Source organism: Streptomyces sp. NPDC111507, assembly GCF_055638955.1.
Genome location: NZ_JBVKBU010000015.1, coordinates 1 through 17788, shown reverse-complemented (window position 1 = coordinate 17788; position 17788 = coordinate 1). Strand labels below are relative to the sequence as shown.

At 70.6% G+C, this 17788-nt stretch carries 16 protein-coding genes; 8 read left to right on the top strand and 8 right to left on the bottom strand.

What is annotated here, in order from left to right; all coding sequences use genetic code 11:
- The first annotated feature begins 11 nt into the window (after positions 1-11).
- Together ACZ7M2_RS39645 and mgt are read left to right on the top strand one after the other, a co-directional pair.
- On the top strand, positions 12-1316 hold the full coding sequence (locus ACZ7M2_RS39645) for an ABC transporter substrate-binding protein (protein WP_471599639.1): 1305 nt from the start codon (positions 12-14) through the stop codon (positions 1314-1316).
- 92 nt (positions 1317-1408) lie between these two features.
- On the top strand, positions 1409-2611 hold the full coding sequence (mgt, locus tag ACZ7M2_RS39640) for a macrolide-inactivating glycosyltransferase (RefSeq protein ID WP_471599420.1): 1203 nt from the start codon (positions 1409-1411) through the stop codon (positions 2609-2611).
- A gap of 67 nt (positions 2612-2678) precedes the next feature.
- Here mgt and ACZ7M2_RS39635 read toward each other — a convergent pair whose 3' ends face one another.
- Complete coding sequence (locus tag ACZ7M2_RS39635; RefSeq protein WP_352048135.1) at positions 2679-4946, bottom strand: MMPL family transporter; 2268 nt, start codon at positions 4944-4946, stop codon at positions 2679-2681.
- A 276-nt stretch (positions 4947-5222) separates the two neighbouring features.
- On the opposite strand from ACZ7M2_RS39635, the gene ACZ7M2_RS39630 reads away from it, so the two are divergent.
- Positions 5223-5771 (top strand): DUF1697 domain-containing protein, encoded by a 549-nt coding sequence (locus tag ACZ7M2_RS39630; protein ID WP_471599419.1) that lies wholly within the window; start codon positions 5223-5225, stop codon positions 5769-5771.
- A complete protein-coding gene (locus tag ACZ7M2_RS39625) occupies positions 5764-6141 on the top strand; it encodes a nuclear transport factor 2 family protein (protein WP_471599418.1) in 378 nt (125 codons plus the stop codon). Before ACZ7M2_RS39630 ends, ACZ7M2_RS39625 begins: the two co-directional genes overlap by 8 nt.
- Here ACZ7M2_RS39625 and ACZ7M2_RS39620 read toward each other — a convergent pair.
- Both ACZ7M2_RS39620 and ACZ7M2_RS39615 read right to left on the bottom strand, forming a co-directional pair.
- The gene (locus ACZ7M2_RS39620; protein WP_471599417.1) at positions 6122-6826 is read right to left on the bottom strand and encodes a transglutaminase-like domain-containing protein; all 705 of its coding nucleotides are present in this window, start codon (positions 6824-6826) and stop codon (positions 6122-6124) included. The two genes, ACZ7M2_RS39625 and ACZ7M2_RS39620, sit on opposite strands and share 20 nt — an antisense overlap.
- 177 nt (positions 6827-7003) lie before the next feature.
- Entirely contained in the window at positions 7004-7834 is an 831-nt protein-coding gene (locus tag ACZ7M2_RS39615) for an aldo/keto reductase (RefSeq protein WP_471599416.1), read from the bottom strand.
- Positions 7835-7873: 39 nt separating this feature from the next.
- Here ACZ7M2_RS39615 and ACZ7M2_RS39610 point away from each other — a divergent pair, with 39 nt between their 5' ends.
- From ACZ7M2_RS39610 to ACZ7M2_RS39595, 4 genes are all read left to right on the top strand, one after another.
- Positions 7874-8911 carry a ketopantoate reductase family protein gene (locus ACZ7M2_RS39610; protein ID WP_471599415.1) on the top strand — a complete coding sequence of 346 codons (1038 nt, stop codon included), beginning with the start codon at positions 7874-7876 and terminating at the stop codon, positions 8909-8911.
- 10 nt (positions 8912-8921) lie between these two features.
- Positions 8922-9521: a TIGR03086 family metal-binding protein gene (locus ACZ7M2_RS39605; RefSeq protein WP_471599414.1), complete on the top strand. Its 600-nt coding sequence runs from the start codon at positions 8922-8924 to the stop codon at positions 9519-9521.
- Between the two features lie 93 nt (positions 9522-9614).
- Positions 9615-10244, top strand: a complete 630-nt coding sequence (locus tag ACZ7M2_RS39600) for a mycothiol-dependent nitroreductase Rv2466c family protein (RefSeq protein WP_352048142.1) — start codon at positions 9615-9617, stop codon at positions 10242-10244.
- A 156-nt stretch (positions 10245-10400) separates the two neighbouring features.
- Positions 10401-13001 carry a fibronectin type III domain-containing protein gene (locus tag ACZ7M2_RS39595; RefSeq protein ID WP_471599413.1) on the top strand — a complete coding sequence of 867 codons (2601 nt, stop codon included), beginning with the start codon at positions 10401-10403 and terminating at the stop codon, positions 12999-13001.
- A 4-nt stretch (positions 13002-13005) separates the two neighbouring features.
- Here ACZ7M2_RS39595 and ACZ7M2_RS39590 read toward each other — a convergent pair whose 3' ends face one another.
- From ACZ7M2_RS39590 to ACZ7M2_RS39570, 5 genes are all read right to left on the bottom strand, one after another.
- Positions 13006-13746: a sirohydrochlorin chelatase gene (locus ACZ7M2_RS39590; RefSeq protein WP_470059442.1), complete on the bottom strand. Its 741-nt coding sequence runs from the start codon at positions 13744-13746 to the stop codon at positions 13006-13008.
- A 7-nt stretch (positions 13747-13753) separates the two neighbouring features.
- The gene (locus ACZ7M2_RS39585; RefSeq protein WP_471599412.1) at positions 13754-14674 is read right to left on the bottom strand and encodes an ABC transporter permease; all 921 of its coding nucleotides are present in this window, start codon (positions 14672-14674) and stop codon (positions 13754-13756) included.
- Positions 14661-15449, bottom strand: a complete 789-nt coding sequence (locus tag ACZ7M2_RS39580) for an ABC transporter ATP-binding protein (RefSeq protein WP_403701259.1) — start codon at positions 15447-15449, stop codon at positions 14661-14663. The genes ACZ7M2_RS39585 and ACZ7M2_RS39580 overlap by 14 nt, the downstream gene beginning before the upstream one ends.
- A gap of 36 nt (positions 15450-15485) precedes the next feature.
- Positions 15486-16601: an aliphatic sulfonate ABC transporter substrate-binding protein gene (locus ACZ7M2_RS39575; RefSeq protein ID WP_471599411.1), complete on the bottom strand. Its 1116-nt coding sequence runs from the start codon at positions 16599-16601 to the stop codon at positions 15486-15488.
- Between the two features lie 232 nt (positions 16602-16833).
- Positions 16834-17788, bottom strand: a 955-nt coding sequence (locus ACZ7M2_RS39570) for an elongation factor 1-alpha C-terminal domain-related protein (protein WP_471599410.1), incomplete at its 5' end; no start/stop codon positions are given.

Sequence of the window (17788 nt, the reverse complement as noted above, 5' to 3'; positions counted from 1 at the left end):
GCACGAAGCCGATGCGTGGGAAACCGGTGCGCGCGAGGGGATGTGTCGCACTGGTCATGGGGCTGCTGCTCCTGCTGGGCACGGGCTGCTCCGGTGGCGGCAGTGGATCGCAGGGCGGCCGGATCACCCTGCGCTTCCAGTCCCTGGCCTGGCAGCAGGAGTCCGTCGCCGCGAACAAGGCGTTGGTGAAGGAGTGGAACGCCACCCATCCGGACGTCAAGGTCGAGTACGTCCAGGGCAGTTGGGACAGCGTCCACGACCAGCTGCTCACCTCCTTCGAGGGCGGCGAGGCGCCGGACATCATCCACGACGCCTCGGACGACCTCGCGGACTTCGCCTACGGCGGCTATCTCGCCGATCTGCGCACGCTGCTGCCCGCGCGGCTCAAGTCCGACATACCGCAGCACAGTTGGGACACCGCGACCTTCGGGGACGGGGTCTACGGCGTGCCCTTCCTCCAGGAGCCACGCGTCCTGATCGCCAACACCGGATGGCTGAAGGCGTCCGGCGTCCGCATTCCGACGCCCGAACGGCCCTGGACCTGGGGCGAGTTCCGTGCGATCGCGAAGCGGCTGAGCGGCAGAGGCAGGTACGGCGTCGCCTGGCCGCTCAGGGAACCCGTCTCGGCGACGCTCAACCTCTCCCTCTCCACCGGCGGACAGCTGTTCCACCGGGGCGCCGACGGCAAGGTGACCGTCCGCTTCGACGCGGCCGACGCGGTGGTGCCGAGGACCGTGCACGACGAGGTGAACACGGACCGCAGCGCCTCCAGCGCCACGCTCGGCATGGGCGGCTCCGACACACTGCCCGGCTTCTTCGGCGGGAAGTACGCGATGGTGCCGCTCGGGTTCTCCTACCGCCAGCAGATCGTGCAGCAGGCGCCGAAGGACTTCGACTGGGAGGTGCTGCCCGCCCCGGCCGGCGCGGACGGGCTCACTCAGGGCGTCAGCCCGCAGACCCTGTCCATCGCCGCCGACAGCCCGCACAAGAAGGAGGCCGCCGCGTTCATCGACTTCCTGCTCCGGCCGGAGAACATGGTCCGCCTCGCCCTCGGCGACTGGATGCTGCCCACGGGGACCGAGGCGCTCAAGGACCCCGCCCTGCACACCGCCAAGGACGGCTGGGCGACCGGCGCCGCCCTCGCCTCGCACCTCCGCTCGGCCCCCGCCCAGTCCGTGCGCGGCTATCCGGAGTGGAAGGACAAGGTGGCGACCCCCGCGTTCCAGGAGTACTACAGCGGGGCGATCGGGCTCGCCGAACTGAGAAAGCGGCTGGTGGGGGACGGGAACCTGGTACTGGCCCGCTATCAGAGATGAGGGGGCAGGGCCGGCCCCGAGGGGCGGCGGTGGCCGTCAACACGAGCGAAAACAAGTCGGACGAGACGTCTCGTCTTGCCTAAGGTCGTCGCATGACCACCCGCCCCGCCCACATCGCCATGTTCTCCATCGCCGCCCACGGGCACGTGAACCCGAGCATCGAGGTGATCCGCGAGCTCGTGGCGCGCGGTCACCGTGTGACGTACGCGATTCCGCCCGCCTTCGCCGAGAAGGTCGCCGAGACGGGGGCCGAGCCGAAGCTGTGGCACTCGACCCTGCCCACGGACGACGACCCGGAGGCATGGGGGACCGAGCTGATCGACAACATCGAGCCGTTCCTGACGGACGCCCTGCAGGCCGAGCCGCAACTCGCGGCGGCCTACGAGGGTGACGAACCGGACCTGGTGCTCTACGACATCACCGCGTACCCGGCCCGGGTGCTCGCCCACCGCTGGGGCGTCCCGATCGTGCAGCTCTCCCCGAACCTCGTCGCCTGGGAGGGGTACGACGAGGAGGTCGGCAAGCCGCTGTTCGAGCCGCTCAAGCGGACCCCGCGCGGCAAGGCGTTCTACGACACCTTCGCGCGCTGGATCGCGGAGAACGGCATGGACCTGAGCGTCGAGGACTTCATGGGCCGCCCCGACCGGTGCCTGGTCCTCATCCCCAAGGCACTCCAGCCGAACGCCGAGCGCGTCGACGAGAAGCGGTACACCTTCGTCGGCGCCTGCCAGGGCGACCGCGCCGCGCAGGGGGACTGGCGGCGGCCCGCGGACGCCGAGAAGGTGCTGCTCGTGTCGCTGGGCTCCACCTTCACCAAGCAGCCCGCCTTCTACCGCATGTGCGTCGAGGCCTTCGGCGGGCTGCCAGGCTGGCACGTCGTGCTGCAGATCGGCCGCTTCGTCGACCCCGCGGAGCTGGGGGAGGTGCCCGGCAACGTGGAGGTCCACCCGTGGGTGCCCCAACTGGCCATCCTCCGCCAGGCCGACGCGTTCATCACACACGCCGGAGCGGGCGGCAGCCAGGAGGGGCTGGCCACCGGTACCCCGATGGTCGCCGTACCGCAGGCCGTCGACCAGTTCGGCAACGCCGACCTGCTCCAGGCGCTGGGCGTGGCCCGCCACCTGCCGATGACGGAGGCCACGGCCGACACCCTGCGGGAGGCGGTCCTCGCCGTGGTCGAGGATCCAGAGGTGGCGCGTCGCCTGCGGGAAATCCAGGAGCGCTCGGCGGGAGAGGGCGGTACCGGACGCGCGGCCGACCTCATCGAGGCGGAACTGCGCCTGCGTCAGGCGTAGACCCGACGTACGGCGACGTGGCCGAGGCATGCGCGCCCCGGCCACGTACGCCCTCACCGTGCGGAGATCAGACGCCCACCTTCTCGCCCTCGACCGCCGGCGGTCCGGACGCGGCCTCCGGCGACTCGTCGTGGGTGAAGTCCGGCAGCCGGTTCAGCCACTTCGGCAGATACCAGTTGCGCTCGCCGAGCAGCGCCATCACGGCCGGCAGCAGCACCCCGCGGATGATCGTCGCGTCGATGAGCACCGCGGCCGCCAGGCCCACACCCATCTGCTTCATGGACTGCATGGAGAGCGTCCCGAAGATCGCGAAGACGGCGACCATGATGACGGCGGCGCTGGTGACGACACCGGCCGTCGTGACCACCCCGTGCCGGATCGCGTCCTTGGTGTCCCGGCCCCGCAGCCGCGCCTCACGGATCCGCGAGACCACGAACACGTGGTAGTCCATCGAGAGCCCGAAGAGGATCACGAAGAGGAACAGCGGCAGCCAGGTGATGATGGCGCCCACGCCCTCCGCGCCGACCAGCGAGGCGCCCCAGCCGTGCTGGAAGACGGCGACCAGGATGCCGTAGGCCGCCGCGACCGACAGGAGGTTGAGCACGATCGAGGTGATCGCGATCGTCAGCGAGCGGAACGAGAGCAGCATCAGCAGGAAGGCGAAGACGACCACGAACGCGAAGACCGGGGCCACCGAGCCCAGCAACTGGTCGCTGAAGTCGTGCGATCCGGCGACCTGTCCGGTGATCGGCGCCTGGACGCCGTCGACCTTGCCGAGCGTGTCGGGCCGCACCTTGTCGCGCAGCAGCTGAAGGCTCTTCTCCGCCTTGTCCTGGTCGGAGCCGCCCACGAGGGGCACGTACACGAAGGCGACGTTCTGCGCCGCGTGCACCTTGATGTCGACAGGGCCGCGCGAGGCACCCGAACTGATGGCCTGCGTACGGAAGTCGGCGAGCGCGGACTTCACGTCGGCGGCGTTGATGTCGTGCGCCTTGACGACCACCTCGGCCGGTTCGGAGCCGCCCGGGAAGGCGTCGTTGACCCGGTTGTACGTCCCCACGATCGGCAGTGAGTTGCCGAACTCCTTGTCCAGCGTCAGCTGTTGCGTCTTCATGCCGAGGGCGGGAGCGGCGATGGCCAGCAGCGCACCGGCCGCGACGACCAGCGAGACGGCGGGCTTGGCGAGTACGACCCGCAGTACCGCGCTCCAGAACCGGCTGCCCTCCTCGGCGGACCGGACGCGCTTGCCCCTGGCGCGCCGCTTGTCCGGGTGCAGGAACGGCAGGCGGCCCTTCTCGACCCGCTCGCCGAGCAGCGAGAGCAGCGCGGGCAGCACGGTGACCGAGCCGACCATGGCGACCGCGACGACCATAAGCGAGGCCAGTCCCATCGCCTCGAACTCGGCGAGCCCGGTGAAGAGCATGCCGGCCATCGCCACGCACACCGTGACACCGGAGACGACGATGGCGCGGCCACTGGTGGCGGCGGCGATCCGCAGCGCGGCACCGGCGTCCCGGCCGGCCTCGCGCTCCTCGCGCTCACGGCGCAGATAGAACAGGCAGTAGTCGACGCCGACGGCCAGACCCACCAGGAGCATCACGGAGTTGGCGGTGTCGCTCATCGGCTGGAGGTGGCTGACGATGCCCATCAGGCCCATCGTCGCCATGATCGCGGTGAGCGCGAGCGCCACCGGGAGCAGCGCCGCCACCAGGGCGCCGAAGGCGATCAGCAGAATACCGAGGGCCACCGGCACCGCGGAGTACTCGGCCTTCTTGAAGTCGTCGCCGAACGCGTCGGAGAAGGTCTTCTGCATGCTGGCGCCGCCGATCTCCTCGATCCGCAGCCCCGCGTGGTCCTTCTGGACGCCCTTGACGGCGTTCAGCACCGGCTCGACGCGGTCGCCCGCGGTGTCCGCGTCGCCCCGCATGTCGAACTGCACGAGCGCGCTGCGCCCGTCCCTGGAGATCGTCTTCGTGTCGTACGGGGAGGTCACGTCCGTGACCTTGCCGGTCCCCTCGACGGCCTTGACGAGGGCCGTGACGGCGGCGCGGAAGTCGGCGTCCGTCGCCTTGACGCTCGCGTCCTTCCCCTGGATCAGGACGCTCTCACCGGCCGGGGCCTTGATCCCCGAGTCCTCGATGATCTTCGCGGCGGTGTGTGTCTCGCCCTTGAGCTGATCGCTCTCCTTGACGTCGACGCGGCCCGCCGCGGAGCCGAGCCCCATCGCCAGGACGACGAACAGCACCCAGATGCCCACGGCGGCCCATCGGTGCCGGGCGCTCCAGCCGCCTGCCCGCGCGGCGATGCCCCGCACCCGTATGTCTCCGTTCCCCATGACGGGCCAGCCCCCTTGTGCACGGTGACAGCCCCCTGCCGTCACCTCTGCTTATGAAGGTAGGGGTCGGATAAGAACGTCTCCTCGTGCTGCCCGGTGAACCCCGGGACCCCCGGCTCCTCCCCGCGGACCCCGTCGTCTCCGCACTGGGGAGGACAGGGGCCCCTTACACGTATCCGGGCCTCTCGGGGATCCGGATCAGGGTGCGGTCGCCGATCGGGACCGGGGTGCGGGTGTTGATCCACCTGGGCCCGACGGCCGTCCTATGGTGTGCGGATGACGACGACGTACGCGGCACTGCTGCGCGGGATCAACGTGGGCGGCAACAAGAAGGTGCCGATGGCCGAGCTCCGCACCCTGATCGAGGAACTCGGGCACGGCGACGTACAGACGTATCTCCAGAGCGGCAACGCCGTCTTCTCCACCGACCGCGGGGACGAGGACTCCCTGGCGGCCGAGTTGGCCGAGGCCATAGAGAAGCACTTCGGTTTCGGCGTCGGCGTACTGGTCCGCGACCACGCCTATCTGAGGGCCGTCCGGGAGGCGTGCCCGTTCCCGGCCGCCGAACTGGAGGGCAAGCAGCTGCACGTCACCTACGTCTCGGGCCCCGTCGACCCCGAACGCTTCGCCTCGGTCGACCCGGCGGTGTTCCTGCCGGAGGAGTTCCGCATCGGCGACCGGGCGCTCTACCTGTACGCCCCCGACGGACTGGGGCGCTCCAAGCTCGCCGAGGCCCTGTCGAAGCCGCGGCTCCTCAAGGGCGTCACCGCCACCACCCGCAACTGGAACACGGTCGTCAAACTCGAGGAGCTGACCGGTGCCTGAGCACAACCCCGCCGTGGAGGCCGCCATCGTGGGCGAACTGAGCCTGCTCGACGCGGAGGTGCGCCGCTCGCCGGAGCGGATGGGAGTGCTGCTCCACCCCGACTTCTACGAGTTCGGCAGTTCAGGGCGGCTGTGGGACCGCGCCTCCGTCCTCGCCGAACTGACCGGCAACGCCGCGCCCGGGTCGCGGCCCCTCACCGCCTCACGGATGAAGGGCGTCCAGCTCGCACCGGACCTGGTCCACCTCACCTTCGACACGGAGGAGGACAACGGCCGCCGGGTGCACCGCAGTTCGCTGTGGCGGCGGACGGAGGACGGCTGGCGCCTGTACTTCCACCAGGGCACACCGTTCAGGTCCGCCCCAGAGTGACCTTTCGTACGCCGCCATAGGTGGTGTACGAGACGATCTCGTCCGGGACCGTCAGCCTCGGGTCCCGGTACAGGCGCCGCAGCTCGTCCTCGCTGCCGGCCGCGGCGACGGAGTCGATCAGGGCGAGGTCGTCCGCGTCGAGCGCGTCGTCGTCGAGGATCTCCGGGCCCCAGGCGTCCCAGGGCAGTAGCTCGACGCCGTTGAGGGCGGCCAGGTCGCGCAGGACGTCGGCGCGGACGAACCACAGGCCGTGATACGACAGACCCTCGATCCCGTTGAGGTCGAACACGCCGAACCTCCGGGGGTCGGCCCCTCCCTCGCGGCACGCCCGCCAGGCGTCCCCGGCCACCAGGAACTGGTCGCGGGGCACATCCATCGGGTCGAAGCCGATGTCGTACTCGTGGTGGACCTGAGGGTCGGCCAGCCGCCAACCGCCGTCCGGCAGACGGAACTCGGTGACCCAGTGGTCGGCGTAGTACGCGTCGAAGTACCGGGCGAATCCACAACGGAGCCGGGCGGCCGTCCCCGTGGCCCGCAGGAGGGAGCAGTGCACCAGCGCGAAGTCCCGGCACGTTCCCACGAACCGCTCCGCGGGCGCCCGCCGTTCGGTGAGCGGCGCGTCCCGGCGCTCCGCGAGGATCCGCAGCACCTCCGTCGCGTGACGCGACTCCGCGTCCTCGTGCACCCGTTCCTCGGGGATGACGTAGCCGAAGCGCGAGCCCTCGCCCCGATGGATGATCAGATCTCTGACGACACGGGCGAGTTGTCCCGGATCACGGGGCAGTCCGCCGAGGTCCAGGGCGTCGCCCGGATCGCTGTACGGCGTCTGCTTCAGGTACTGGTCCTTGCCCCAGGGGCAGGGTCAACCCAGCGCCGCCATGTCCTCGGCGGTGAGCCGCACCACGCCCGCGTCGAGGTTCTCCTCCAGATGAGCGAGGGATCCCGTGCCCGGGGTCGGGCACAGCACCGGGGAGCGGTGCAGCAGCCAGGCCAGGGCGATCTGCCCCGGTGCCGCCCCGTGCGCGGCGGCGATCCGGGCGCACCCCTGGTCGGCGGTGAGGGAGCCGTTGCCCAGCGGGAACCAGGGCAGAAAGGCGATGCCGCGCGCCTCGCACAGCTTCAGCAGCGGTTCCGAGTCGCGGTCGAGCAGGTTGAAGCGGTTCTGGACCGAGGCGATGTCGGTCAACTGCAGTGCCTCTGCCAGCTGTTCGGCGGTGACGGAGTCGAGCCCGATGTGCCGGATCTTGCCCTCCGCGCGCAACTCGTCGAGCGCACCCAGCTGTTCGGCCATCGGCACGGCCGGATCGAGCCGGTGCAACTGGTACAGGCCGATCGCCTCGAGCCGCAGCCGCCGCAGACTCGCCTCGCACATCGCCCGCAACCGCTCGGGCCGCCCGTCGACGTGCCAGGCACGGTCGCTGGTGCGCACGACGCCGCCCTTGGTCGCGATCAACAGGCCCTCGGCGTACGGGTACAGGGCCTCGGCGACCAGCTCCTCGGCGATCGAGGGACCGTAGTTGTCGGCGGTGTCGACGAGGGTGACCCCGCGCCCCACGGCCCGCCGCAGCACGGCCACCGCGTCCCGGGCGTCCCCGCGCGGCCCCCAGTAGCCGGGACCGGTCAACTGGGCGGTGCCGTAGCCGAGCCGCCGCACCGGCGGCAGACCGCCGAGGGCGAAGCTTTCCGAAACCATTTCATGGAGGGTACACACGACTGTGCGAGGCTCGTCCCCATGCGCTACATCATCATCGGAGCGGGAGCGGTCGGCGGGGCCATCGGCGGTCGGCTGGCGGAGGCGGGCCACGAGGTGGCACTGGTCGCGCGGGGAGCGCACTACGAGGCGCTGCGCACACGCGGGCTGCGGCTCATGACCTCGGAGGGGACACGTACGTACCGGCTGCTCACGGTCGACGGACCCGCGGCGCTCGGAGAGCTGCGCGCCGACGACGTACTGGTCCTGGCGGTGAAGACGCAGGACAGCGAGGCGGCCCTGGAGGCGTGGGGCCCGGCCCCCGTGGCGGGCGGTGGCACGGCCGCCGAACGGCTGCCGCTGGTCTGCGCGCAGAACGGGGTGGAGAGCCCCCGGATCGCGCTGCGCCGCTTTCGTCGGGTGTACGGGGTCTGCGTCTGGCTGCCCGCGACCCTCGTCGAGCCGGGTGCGGTGTCGGCGGCGGGCACCCCGCTCACCGGAATCCTGCACCTGGGCCGCCATCCGCACGGCACGGACGACACGGCCCGCCGCATCGCGGCCGACCTGGAGAAGGCCCACTTCGAGGCACCGGTCGTGCCGGACGTGGCGCGCTGGCAGTACGCCAAGCTGCTCGGCAATCTCGCCAACGCGATCGAGGCGGTCAGCGGCGTCCTGACCAGCGAGGAGGGCCTGGCGCTCTACGCGCGGGTGCGCGCGGAGGGCGAGGCGGTGCTGGCCGCCGCCGACCTCGTGTACACCGGCGAGGAGGAGCAGAAGAAGGTCCGCGACAACAAGATCCGGTTCGAGCCCTTCGACGGCTCCGAACGCGGCGGCGGCTCCTCCTGGCAGTCCCTCGACCGTGGCACCGGCACCATCGAGGCCGACTACCTCAACGGCGAGATCGTCCTCCTCGGCCGGCTGCACGGTGTGCCGACCCCGCTCAACGAGCTGCTCCAGCGGCTCGCGAACACCTTCGCGCGCGAGCGCAGGGCGGCGGGGTCGCTGCCGGTCGCGGAGCTCGTACGCATGGCGGACGAGGCTGTCGCGTTTGTTCAAGAGGAGGGCGCGCCGCGTCCCTAGCGTGGAGCGCATGAGCAATCCGTACAAGAACGTGCACCCGTACATGGTGGAATGCGCCGCCGAGGCCGCCCGGGTGGCCGGCGGTGTCACGGCGGCGCAGCTGGCGGAGCCCGGTCCCACGCACTGCCCGGACTGGGACCTGCGCGCCCTGGTGAACCACTGGGTCCTCTACACCTCGCACGGCCTGGAGCACCGTGCGCTGCGGAGGCAGCTCCCCGAGGAGCTGACCGGCCGCGACTTCACGGCGGATCCCGGCTGGGCGCGGGCATACGCCGAACAGCTCGACCGTGCCGTGACCGCCTGGGACGACCCCGCGGTGTGGGAGGGCGTGGTCGACCTCGGGATGGCGAAGATGCCCGCCGCCGACATCGCCTCGATGATCGTCAAGGAGATGGCGGTGCACGGCTGGGACGTCGCGACGGCCACCGGCCAGGAGTTCCGGATCTCGGACGGCGCGGCCCGGTTCGTCCTGGACGTCGTCGACACGCACGCCGACCTGTACCGCCAGTACGACGGCTTCGCCGAACCGGTACCCGTGCCCGACGACGCGCCCGCTTTCGAGCGCGCCCTCGCCCACAGCGGCCGGGATCCACGCCTGGCCCGGCGGTAGGGCCCGTCGCACAAGGAGTCGGGAGATTGGGCCAGTGAATCACCCTCGGATTGGATCGAGATTCTGTGCCATTGACTGGCTAGCCTCGACGGTATGACGAACCCGAGGACGGACGACTCGCCCACCCGCGTCGACTTCTACTTCGACCCGGCCTGCCCCTTCGCCTGGATCACCTCACGCTGGATGCTGGAGGTCGAGCGTGCCCGCCCGCTCGACCTCCGCTTCCGTGTGATGAGCCTTCACCTGCACAACCTGGGCAATGAACTCCCCGACTGGTACCGGGAGTTGGTCGACAAGTCCGTCGGTCCCGTGCGGGTCGCGGTGGCCGCCGCCGAACAGCACGGCGAGAAGGTGCTGCGCGACCTCTACACCGCCTTCGGCACCCGCATCCACGACCGGGGGGCCGAGGACTTCGACGCCGTGGTCGCCGACTCCCTCGCCGAACTGGGGCTCCCGGCCGCGTTGGCCGCCGCGGCCCACGACTCCGCGTACGACGAGGCGGTACGCCGCAGTCACGAGGCGGGCCGGGAGCCCGGCTCGGACGGCTATGTGGGCACCCCCACCCTCCATGTCGACGGAACGGTGTGGTTCGGCCCCGTCCTGCGGGCCGTTCCGCGGGGCGAGCGCGCGGCAGAGCTCTTCGACAGCTTCCGTGTCCTCGCCGCCCACCCGGACTTCTTCGAGCTCAAGCGGACGAGGACGGGAGGACTGTCCTTCGACTGAACAGTGGTCTGGAATATGAACACTGCTCGGATGAATGGGTGTCCGTGGGAAGGGAGCTGGGCCGTTCTCTGTCGCATTCATTGACGGTGACGCATCATAGATCCTACCTTTCTCGGCGTTGGGTACCGGCTGATCCCACGGGAGGGGAACATGCCCATGCGCCGAAGAGCCGCCCTAGTCACCCTGATCTCCACGGTCCTGGCCCTCGGAATTCCGGGTGCCGTGTCCTCCGCCCAGCCCGCGTCCTTCGACCTCTACGTCTCCCCGAGCGGGAGCGACCACGCGAACGGCACCGCCCGCCACCCCGTACGCACCCTGGAACGCGCCCGCGACCTCGTCCGCCAACGCGTCACGGGGATGAAGGGCGACCTGACGGTCCACCTCGCGTCGGGTACGTACCGGCAGACCGCACCCCTCACCCTCGACGCCCGGGACTCGGGCACCGGCGGTCACCAGGTGATCTGGCAGGGCACCGGGAACACCGTCATCAGCGGTGGCCGGCAGGTCCAGGGCTGGCGCCCGGTCGCCGGGAGGGCGGGGCTGTGGTCCGCGCCCGCTCCCCAAGGCCTCACCGACACCCGGCAGTTGTACGTCGACGGGGTGCGCGCCCAGCGCGCCCGCGGGGCCGTGCCGGTGACCCTCACCCAGACCGCCACCGGGTACACGGCGTCCTCCGACGCCCTCGCGCACTGGAAGCACCCCTCCGACGCCGAGTTCGTCTACACCAGCGGCGAGTCCCTGTGGAACGTCGAGCGCAACGGCCTGGGCCAGTGGACCGAGCCGCGCTGCCGCATCGCCGCCGCCGAGGGCACCACGATCACGATGGTCCAGCCGTGCTGGGACAACTCCAACAAGCGCGTCGAGTTCCCGGACATCCCCGGCCGCACGGTCAGCATGGTCGGGCCCGGCCACCTCACCAACAGCGGCAAGGCGACGTACATCGAGAACGCCTACGAACTCCTGGACCAGCCCGGCGAGTGGTACCTCGACCGCGGCGCGCACCGGGTCTACTACCTGCCCCGCAAGGGCGAGAACCTCGCGCGCGCCGACGTCGAGGCGGCACAGGCCGAGAAACTGATCGACGGACGGGGCACGGCCGCCGCGCCCGTCCACGACCTCGCCTTCCGCGGCCTGCAGTTCAGCTACGCCACCTGGCTCACCCCCTCGGGGCCCGAGGGCTTCTCCGAGATCCAGGCGGGCTACACCATCACCGGCGAGAAGGGCTGGGCGACCCAGGGCCTGTGCCAGTACGTCGAGGGCGGCACCTGCCCCTTCGCGTCCTGGACCAAGATGCCGGGCAACGTCTCCTTCGCCCACGGGCAGCGCATCGCGTTCAGCGACGACGTCTTCGCCCATCTCGGCGCGTCCGGCCTCGACCTGGGCACCGGCTCGAAGGACTCCACGGTCAGCGGCAGCGTCTTCACCGACATCTCCGGCAACGGACTGGAGATCGGTGGAGTGGACGGGCAAAACCCCGCCTCCGGCGTCCAGGTGACGGACAATCACCTCTACGGACTGCCACGCGAGTTCCACGGCGGCGTGGCGATCCTCAACGGCTGGACCCAGAGCACCACGATCGCCCACAACCAGATCGACCACGTCGGCTACAGCGCCGTCTCGCTCGGCTGGGGCGGCTGGCCCGACAAGATCGGCGACCCGGCGACCCCCAACCCCAGCCACGACAACACGGTCCGCGACAACCTGATCTTCGACTACATGCAGATGCTCGACGACGGCGGCGGCATCTACACCCAGGGGCTGACGGGCACCTCCCTGGCCGACGGCGAGAAGGTCACCGGCAACGTCATCCACGACCAGTGGGGCCTGGGCAAGAACGTCTACACCGACAACGGCTGCACCTACGAGACGGTCGAGGGCAACGTCCTCTACAACGCCTCGTACGCCAACGTCGCCTCCCGTCACACCGACTACCGCGACACCCTCGGCAACAACGACCCGACCCTCGTCAAGGACAACTGGTGGGAGGAGGGAACCGCCGACGGCGACAACAAGGGCCTGGTGACGACCGGCAACAAGATCATGGCGGCCCCGTCCGACGTACCGTCGGAGATCATCGGCAACGCGGGACTCGAACCCGCCCACCGCGGACTGCTGAACCGCCGCGTCGGCGCCGTCTCCACCCCGGAGGCACCCTCCCGCGTCGGTACGAGCACGGCGGGCGTCGACGCCCTGTACGTCACCTTCAACCCGAGCTTCGTGGACGGCGGTTCACCGGTGACCGGTTACACGGCGCGGGCGTACGACGCGTCCGGGCGCCAGGTGCTCGAACAGGCCGTCGGCGCGGCCGAGTTCAAGCGCACGGCGGTCGTACGGATCGGTGGACTGCCCGCGTCAGCCGGCCCGCTCACGGTCACCGTCACCGCGAGCAACGCCCACGGCGCCAGTGCCCCGTCGCTCGCCTCGCTCCCGCTGACCCCGACCGCCGTGACCGCGCTGCCGGGCGCACCGACCGGCCCCAAGCTGCGTACGGCGTCCACCGCGGCCACCGTGGCCTGGACCCCGCCGACGGCGACCGGCGACGCCAAGGTCGTCGGCTACCGCGTCACCGTCTCCGACGGCCGCGCACCGATCGACGTCACGGGCCGGGACGCGCTGGTCGGCCAGCCCTCGGCGAAGGGCATGTTCCGGGTGATCGGCGGCCTCAGGCCGGGCACCTCGTACACCGTCACGATCGCGACGGTGACGGCGGCGGGCACGGGACCGGCGGTCACCGTGACGGCCACCACCAAGGCATGACCGTTCAGGCGCCGAGCGCCACCGGCACCGGGACGCGTGCCTCGTCGTACCGCTCCAGCAGGACCCGTGCCACCTCCGGCGCCGGGCCCAGTACGTCGGCCAGTACGTCCGCCTCGGCGGCGCCGCGGGCGATGCGGTCCGGGAGGAAGCCGGGGGCCAGGACGTAGGGGGCGACGGCGACACGGGCGCAGCCGAGGGCGCGCAGTTCACGCACCGCGTCCTCGGTACGCGGAAGGGATGCGGAGGCGAACGCGGGCCGCACGGCGCACCAACCGGTGTGCCGCCACTCCCGCGCGATTTCTGCGATCACCGCGATCGCCTCCGGGTCGGTGGACCCCGCGGAGGCCAGCACGACCCCCGTCGAGGACTTGTCGGCGGGAGTCAGCCCCGCCTCGTACAGCCGGCGTTCGAGCGCCGCCGTCAGCAGGGGGGAGGGACCGAGCACCTCCGCCTGGCGGATGCGCAGCCGCGCCGGGGCCTCCCGCAGGACCGCCGGGATGTCCGCCTTCGCGTGGAAGGCGCGGGTGAGCAGGAGAGGGAGGGCGACCACATCGCGTACGCCCTCCGCCGCCAGGGACTCCAGCACCGCCGGCACCGAGGGGATGTTGAAGTCGAGGAAGCCGGTCTCCACGCGCAGGCCCGGACGCCGGGCCCGCACACGCCGTACGAGGGCGTGCACCGTCGCGGCATGCCGCGGATCGCGGCTGCCGTGGGCGATGACCAGGAGGACCGGACGACTCGTCATGACGGGCTCAGCTCTTCACCAGGAGACCGCGGCTGCGCAGCACCCATCGCTCCAGCGGGCTGAAGATCAGCAGGTCGATGGCGATACCGACGAACAGGATGAGGAAGATGGCGAGGAAGACCATCGACATGGAACTGGCGGTGCGGCCGTTCTCCAGCAGCTGACCGAGGCCGATGCCCAGGTCGGGGGAGGAGGCGATGATCTCCGCCGCCATCAGGGAGCGCCAGGAGAACGCCCAGCCCTGCTTCAGACCGGCCAGATAGCCGGGCAGCGCGGCCGGCATCACGATGTGCCAGGTCCCGCGCAGGCCCGTCGCGCCCATCGTGCGGCCCGCCCGCAGGAACAGCGGCGGCACCTGGTCCACGCCCGACACCAGGCCGTTGGCGATGGAGGGGACGGCGCCGAGCAGGATCACCGCGAACATCATCGAGTTGTTCAGGCCCAGCCAGATGACGGCCGGCGGCACCCAGGCCACGGAGGGCAGCGACTGGAGCCCGGAGAGGATGGGGCCGATCGCGGCGCGGACGAACTTCACCCGGGCCACCAGCAGACCCAGCGGGGTACCGATCGCCAGGGCGAAGAGGAACCCGAGCAGACCGCGCGAGACACTCGTCCAGATGTAGTCGAGCAGCGTGCCCTGCAGCCAGGCGTCCTTGACCTCGCCCCAGACGTCGGACGGGGAGGGCAGCTTGCTCGGGTCGGTGACGACCTTGAACGAGATCAGCGCCTGCCACACCACCAGCACCAGGGCGATGGCGACGAGTGGCGGCAGGATCTTCTCGACGAAGGTCTGGCGGAAGGTGGGCCGGCCCGAATGCGCGGTCGTCTCCAGGGCGTCGAGGCCCGCTTCCAGGCCCGCCATGTCGTTGCCGGGGTTGTCCTTGACGGGCCGGCCGGCCGCGTCGGCCTTCGTCTCAGTGCTGGCCATGGCGGCGGATCTCCCCACGCAGTTGTTCGGTGATCTCGACGGACAGCTCCGCCACGGCCGCGTCCTCGATACGACGCGGCTGCGGGATGTCGACCCGCCACTCGTGGGCCACCCGGCCGGGGCGCGAGGACAGCAGGACGACCCGCTCGGCCAGCCGCACCGCCTCACGCACGTTGTGGGTGACGAAGAGGACGGACAGCTGGGTCTCGCGCCAGATCCGGGTCAGTTCGTCGTGCAGGACGTCCCGCGTGATGGCGTCCAGCGCCGCGAACGGCTCGTCCATCAGCAGGATCTGGCTGTCCTGGGCGAGCGCGCGGGCCATCGCGACGCGCTGGCGCATACCGCCGGACAGCTCGTGCACCCGCTTCCCGTACGCGCCCTTCAGCCGGACGAGTTCGAGCAGCTCCTCCGCCCGGTCGCGGCGGTCGGACTTCGCGACACCGCGCAGCCGCAGCGCGAGCTCGATGTTCTTGCCCGCGGTCAGCCACGGGAAGAGGGCGTGCTCCTGGAACATCAGGGCCGGACGCCCGTTGGTCGTGATGTTGCCCGCGGTCGGGGCGTCGAGGCCCGCGACCAGGTTGAGCAGCGTCGACTTTCCACACCCCGAGGCCCCCAGGAGGGTGACGAACTCGCCCGGCGCGACATCGAGGGTGATGTCGTCGAGGACGAGCTGGGGCCCCGCCGGTCCGGCGAAGGACTTCGAGACATGCTCGATCCGGGCGGCGTGCTCCGTCACTTCGGCGCCGTCGGCGGCCTTGGCGAGGGTTGTGGCCATGGTCGTCACCTCCTGGGAACTCATCGGTGTGGGTCCTTACTTGACGCCGAGACCGGCGTCGTCGACCGTGCTCTCGCCCGCGGCCCCCAGGACCTTGTTCAGGAGCGTGAGGTCGTAGATCCCGTTCAGGTCGGGCTTCTCCAGCAGGCCCGCCTTGACCGCGTGCTCCGCCTCGGTGTTGAGGGTGGAGGCCAGCGGGTCATTGGTGATCTGGATGGACTTCCAGGCCGGGTCGAGCACGTTCGCCGGGAGCTCCTTGCCGGAGTCGACCTTCAGCTGGGCGTTGGCCGCGGCCTTCGCCTGGTCGGAGTTGGCGTTGATCCACTTGTTGGTGTCGACCGAGCCCTTCAGTACGGCCTCGACGACCTTCGGATGCTCCTTGAGGAACTTCTGCGACACGATGATGTTCGTGATCACGAACTTCTTGTCGGGCCACAGGGAGGCCTCGTCGAGCAGTACCTTGCCGCCCTCGGCGACCAGCTTGGACGCGGTCGGCTCCGGCACCCAGGCGCCGTCGATGGAGCCGGACTTGTAGGCGTCCGGGGTGATCTTGTTGTCCGTACGGACGACCGAGACGTCGCCCTTGCCGCTCTGTGCGTCGACCTTCCAGCCCTGCTCCGCGATCCAGTTGAGGAACGCCACGTCCTGCGTGTTGCCGAGCTGCGGGGTCGCGATCTTCTTGCCCTTGACGTCCTTCAGGGACGTGATCTTCTTCGGGTTCACCACGAGCTTCACGCCACCGGACGCCGAACCGCCGATGATGCGCAGGCTCTTGCCCTGGGACTTGGTGAAGCCGTTGATCGCGGGCGAGGGGCCGATCCAGCCGATGTCGATCGAGCCCGAGTTCAGCGCCTCGATCTCGGAGGGGCCCGCGTTGAAGATGGAGTACTCCGCCTTCGTGCCGCCCAGCGCCTTCTGGAAGAGGCCTTCCTGGCGGCCGACCAGCGCGGTCGCATGCGTGAGGTTGCCGAAGTAGCCGATCTTCACGGTGTCCAGACCCTCGATCTTCGAGGACCCGGCGGCGACGTTCTCCTTCGAGGAGGAGTCGGTCTTCTTCTCGGAGCCGTAGCTGCAGGCGGCGAGCGCGAGCAGGGGCAGTGCGACGGCGGCGGCTATGCCGCGGCGTACAAAGGTCGAGCGGATGGCAGGCACGGGAGGGGTTCCTCTCGTTGGCCCGGCGGTCACGATCTCAGGTCGTGGCCGGGAGGTCGGCAGGTCTTCGTCGTCGCATCCGGGACGTCGGGTGGGGGGACGGGGCGCGCAGGCAGTGCGCGTACGTCATTACGCACATCGCGCCACTCCGCCCTGCCCGCTGCCGAGGGCGCCGCTGCCGACGCGGCCGCCCTCCTTGGCGAACGTGGAGTAGAAGTCGGTGGACGTCATGTCAGAAGTCCCACCCGTCGTCGTCGCCCTCGTCCTTGACCGGCTGCGGCGCGGCGAACGACTCGCCGACCATGCCCGCGGTCAGCGTGGTGCCGTCCGCCGGGTCGATCAGGATGAACGCGCCGGTGCGCCGGGAATCGGCGTACGAGTCGAGCGGAAGCGGCTCGGCGGCACGGATCTTGACGCGGCCGATGTCGTTGGCGACCAGCTGACTCGGGTGCGGGTGCAGCGACAGGTCGTCGAGCGTCAGCCGGGACGGGATGTCCTTGACGATCGCCTTCACCGTGCGGGTGCCGTGCTTGAGCAGCACCCGGTGGCCGACGGTGAGCGGCTGGTCGGCCACGTGGCAGACGGTCGCCTCGACGTCCTGCGTGGTCGGGGGCGCGTCCTTGCTCGGCACGACCAGGTCGCCGCGTGAGACGTCGATGTCGTCCTCCAGCAGGAGGGTCACCGACTGCGGGGTCCACGCCACGTCGACGGGCTTGCCCAGCAGATCGATCCCGGCGACCTTCGTGGTGCGCCCGGAGGGCAGCACGGTCACGCTCTCGCCGACCCGGAAGCTACCGGCGGCGATCTGACCGGCGTACCCCCGGTAGTCGGGGTGTTCGGCGGTCTGCGGGCGGATCACGTACTGCACGGGCAGACGGGCGTGGCAGTGCCCCAGGTCGTGGCTGACCGGGACCGTCTCCAGGTGCTCCAGAACCGTCGGGCCGCCGTACCAGTCCATGTTCGCGGAGGCGTCCACCACGTTGTCACCGGCGAGCGCCGAGATCGGGATCGCGGTGATCTCGGGAACGCCCAGCTCGGAGGCGTACGCCGTGAACTCCTCGGCGATCGCGGCGAAGACGGACTCCTTGTACTCGACGAGGTCCATCTTGTTGACGGCGAGGACCACGTGCGGGACGCGCAGCAGTGCGGCGACGGCCGCGTGCCGGCGGGTCTGCTCGATGACGCCG

Excerpts from the sequence above, each read along its gene's own strand:
- ACZ7M2_RS39645 (WP_471599639.1), top strand. The coding sequence starts at position 12 with ATGCGTGGGAAACCGGTGCGCGCGAGGGGATGTGTCGCACTGGTCATG.
- mgt (WP_471599420.1), top strand. The coding sequence starts at position 1,409 with ATGACCACCCGCCCCGCCCACATCGCCATGTTCTCCATCGCCGCCCAC.
- ACZ7M2_RS39635 (WP_352048135.1), bottom strand. The coding sequence starts at position 4,946 with ATGGGGAACGGAGACATACGGGTGCGGGGCATCGCCGCGCGGGCAGGC.
- ACZ7M2_RS39630 (WP_471599419.1), top strand. The coding sequence starts at position 5,223 with ATGACGACGACGTACGCGGCACTGCTGCGCGGGATCAACGTGGGCGGC.
- ACZ7M2_RS39615 (WP_471599416.1), bottom strand. The coding sequence starts at position 7,834 with ATGGTTTCGGAAAGCTTCGCCCTCGGCGGTCTGCCGCCGGTGCGGCGG.
- ACZ7M2_RS39610 (WP_471599415.1), top strand. The coding sequence starts at position 7,874 with ATGCGCTACATCATCATCGGAGCGGGAGCGGTCGGCGGGGCCATCGGC.
- ACZ7M2_RS39605 (WP_471599414.1), top strand. The coding sequence starts at position 8,922 with ATGAGCAATCCGTACAAGAACGTGCACCCGTACATGGTGGAATGCGCC.
- ACZ7M2_RS39600 (WP_352048142.1), top strand. The coding sequence starts at position 9,615 with ATGACGAACCCGAGGACGGACGACTCGCCCACCCGCGTCGACTTCTAC.
- ACZ7M2_RS39595 (WP_471599413.1), top strand. The coding sequence starts at position 10,401 with ATGCGCCGAAGAGCCGCCCTAGTCACCCTGATCTCCACGGTCCTGGCC.
- ACZ7M2_RS39590 (WP_470059442.1), bottom strand. The coding sequence starts at position 13,746 with ATGACGAGTCGTCCGGTCCTCCTGGTCATCGCCCACGGCAGCCGCGAT.
- ACZ7M2_RS39585 (WP_471599412.1), bottom strand. The coding sequence starts at position 14,674 with ATGGCCAGCACTGAGACGAAGGCCGACGCGGCCGGCCGGCCCGTCAAG.
- ACZ7M2_RS39580 (WP_403701259.1), bottom strand. The coding sequence starts at position 15,449 with ATGGCCACAACCCTCGCCAAGGCCGCCGACGGCGCCGAAGTGACGGAG.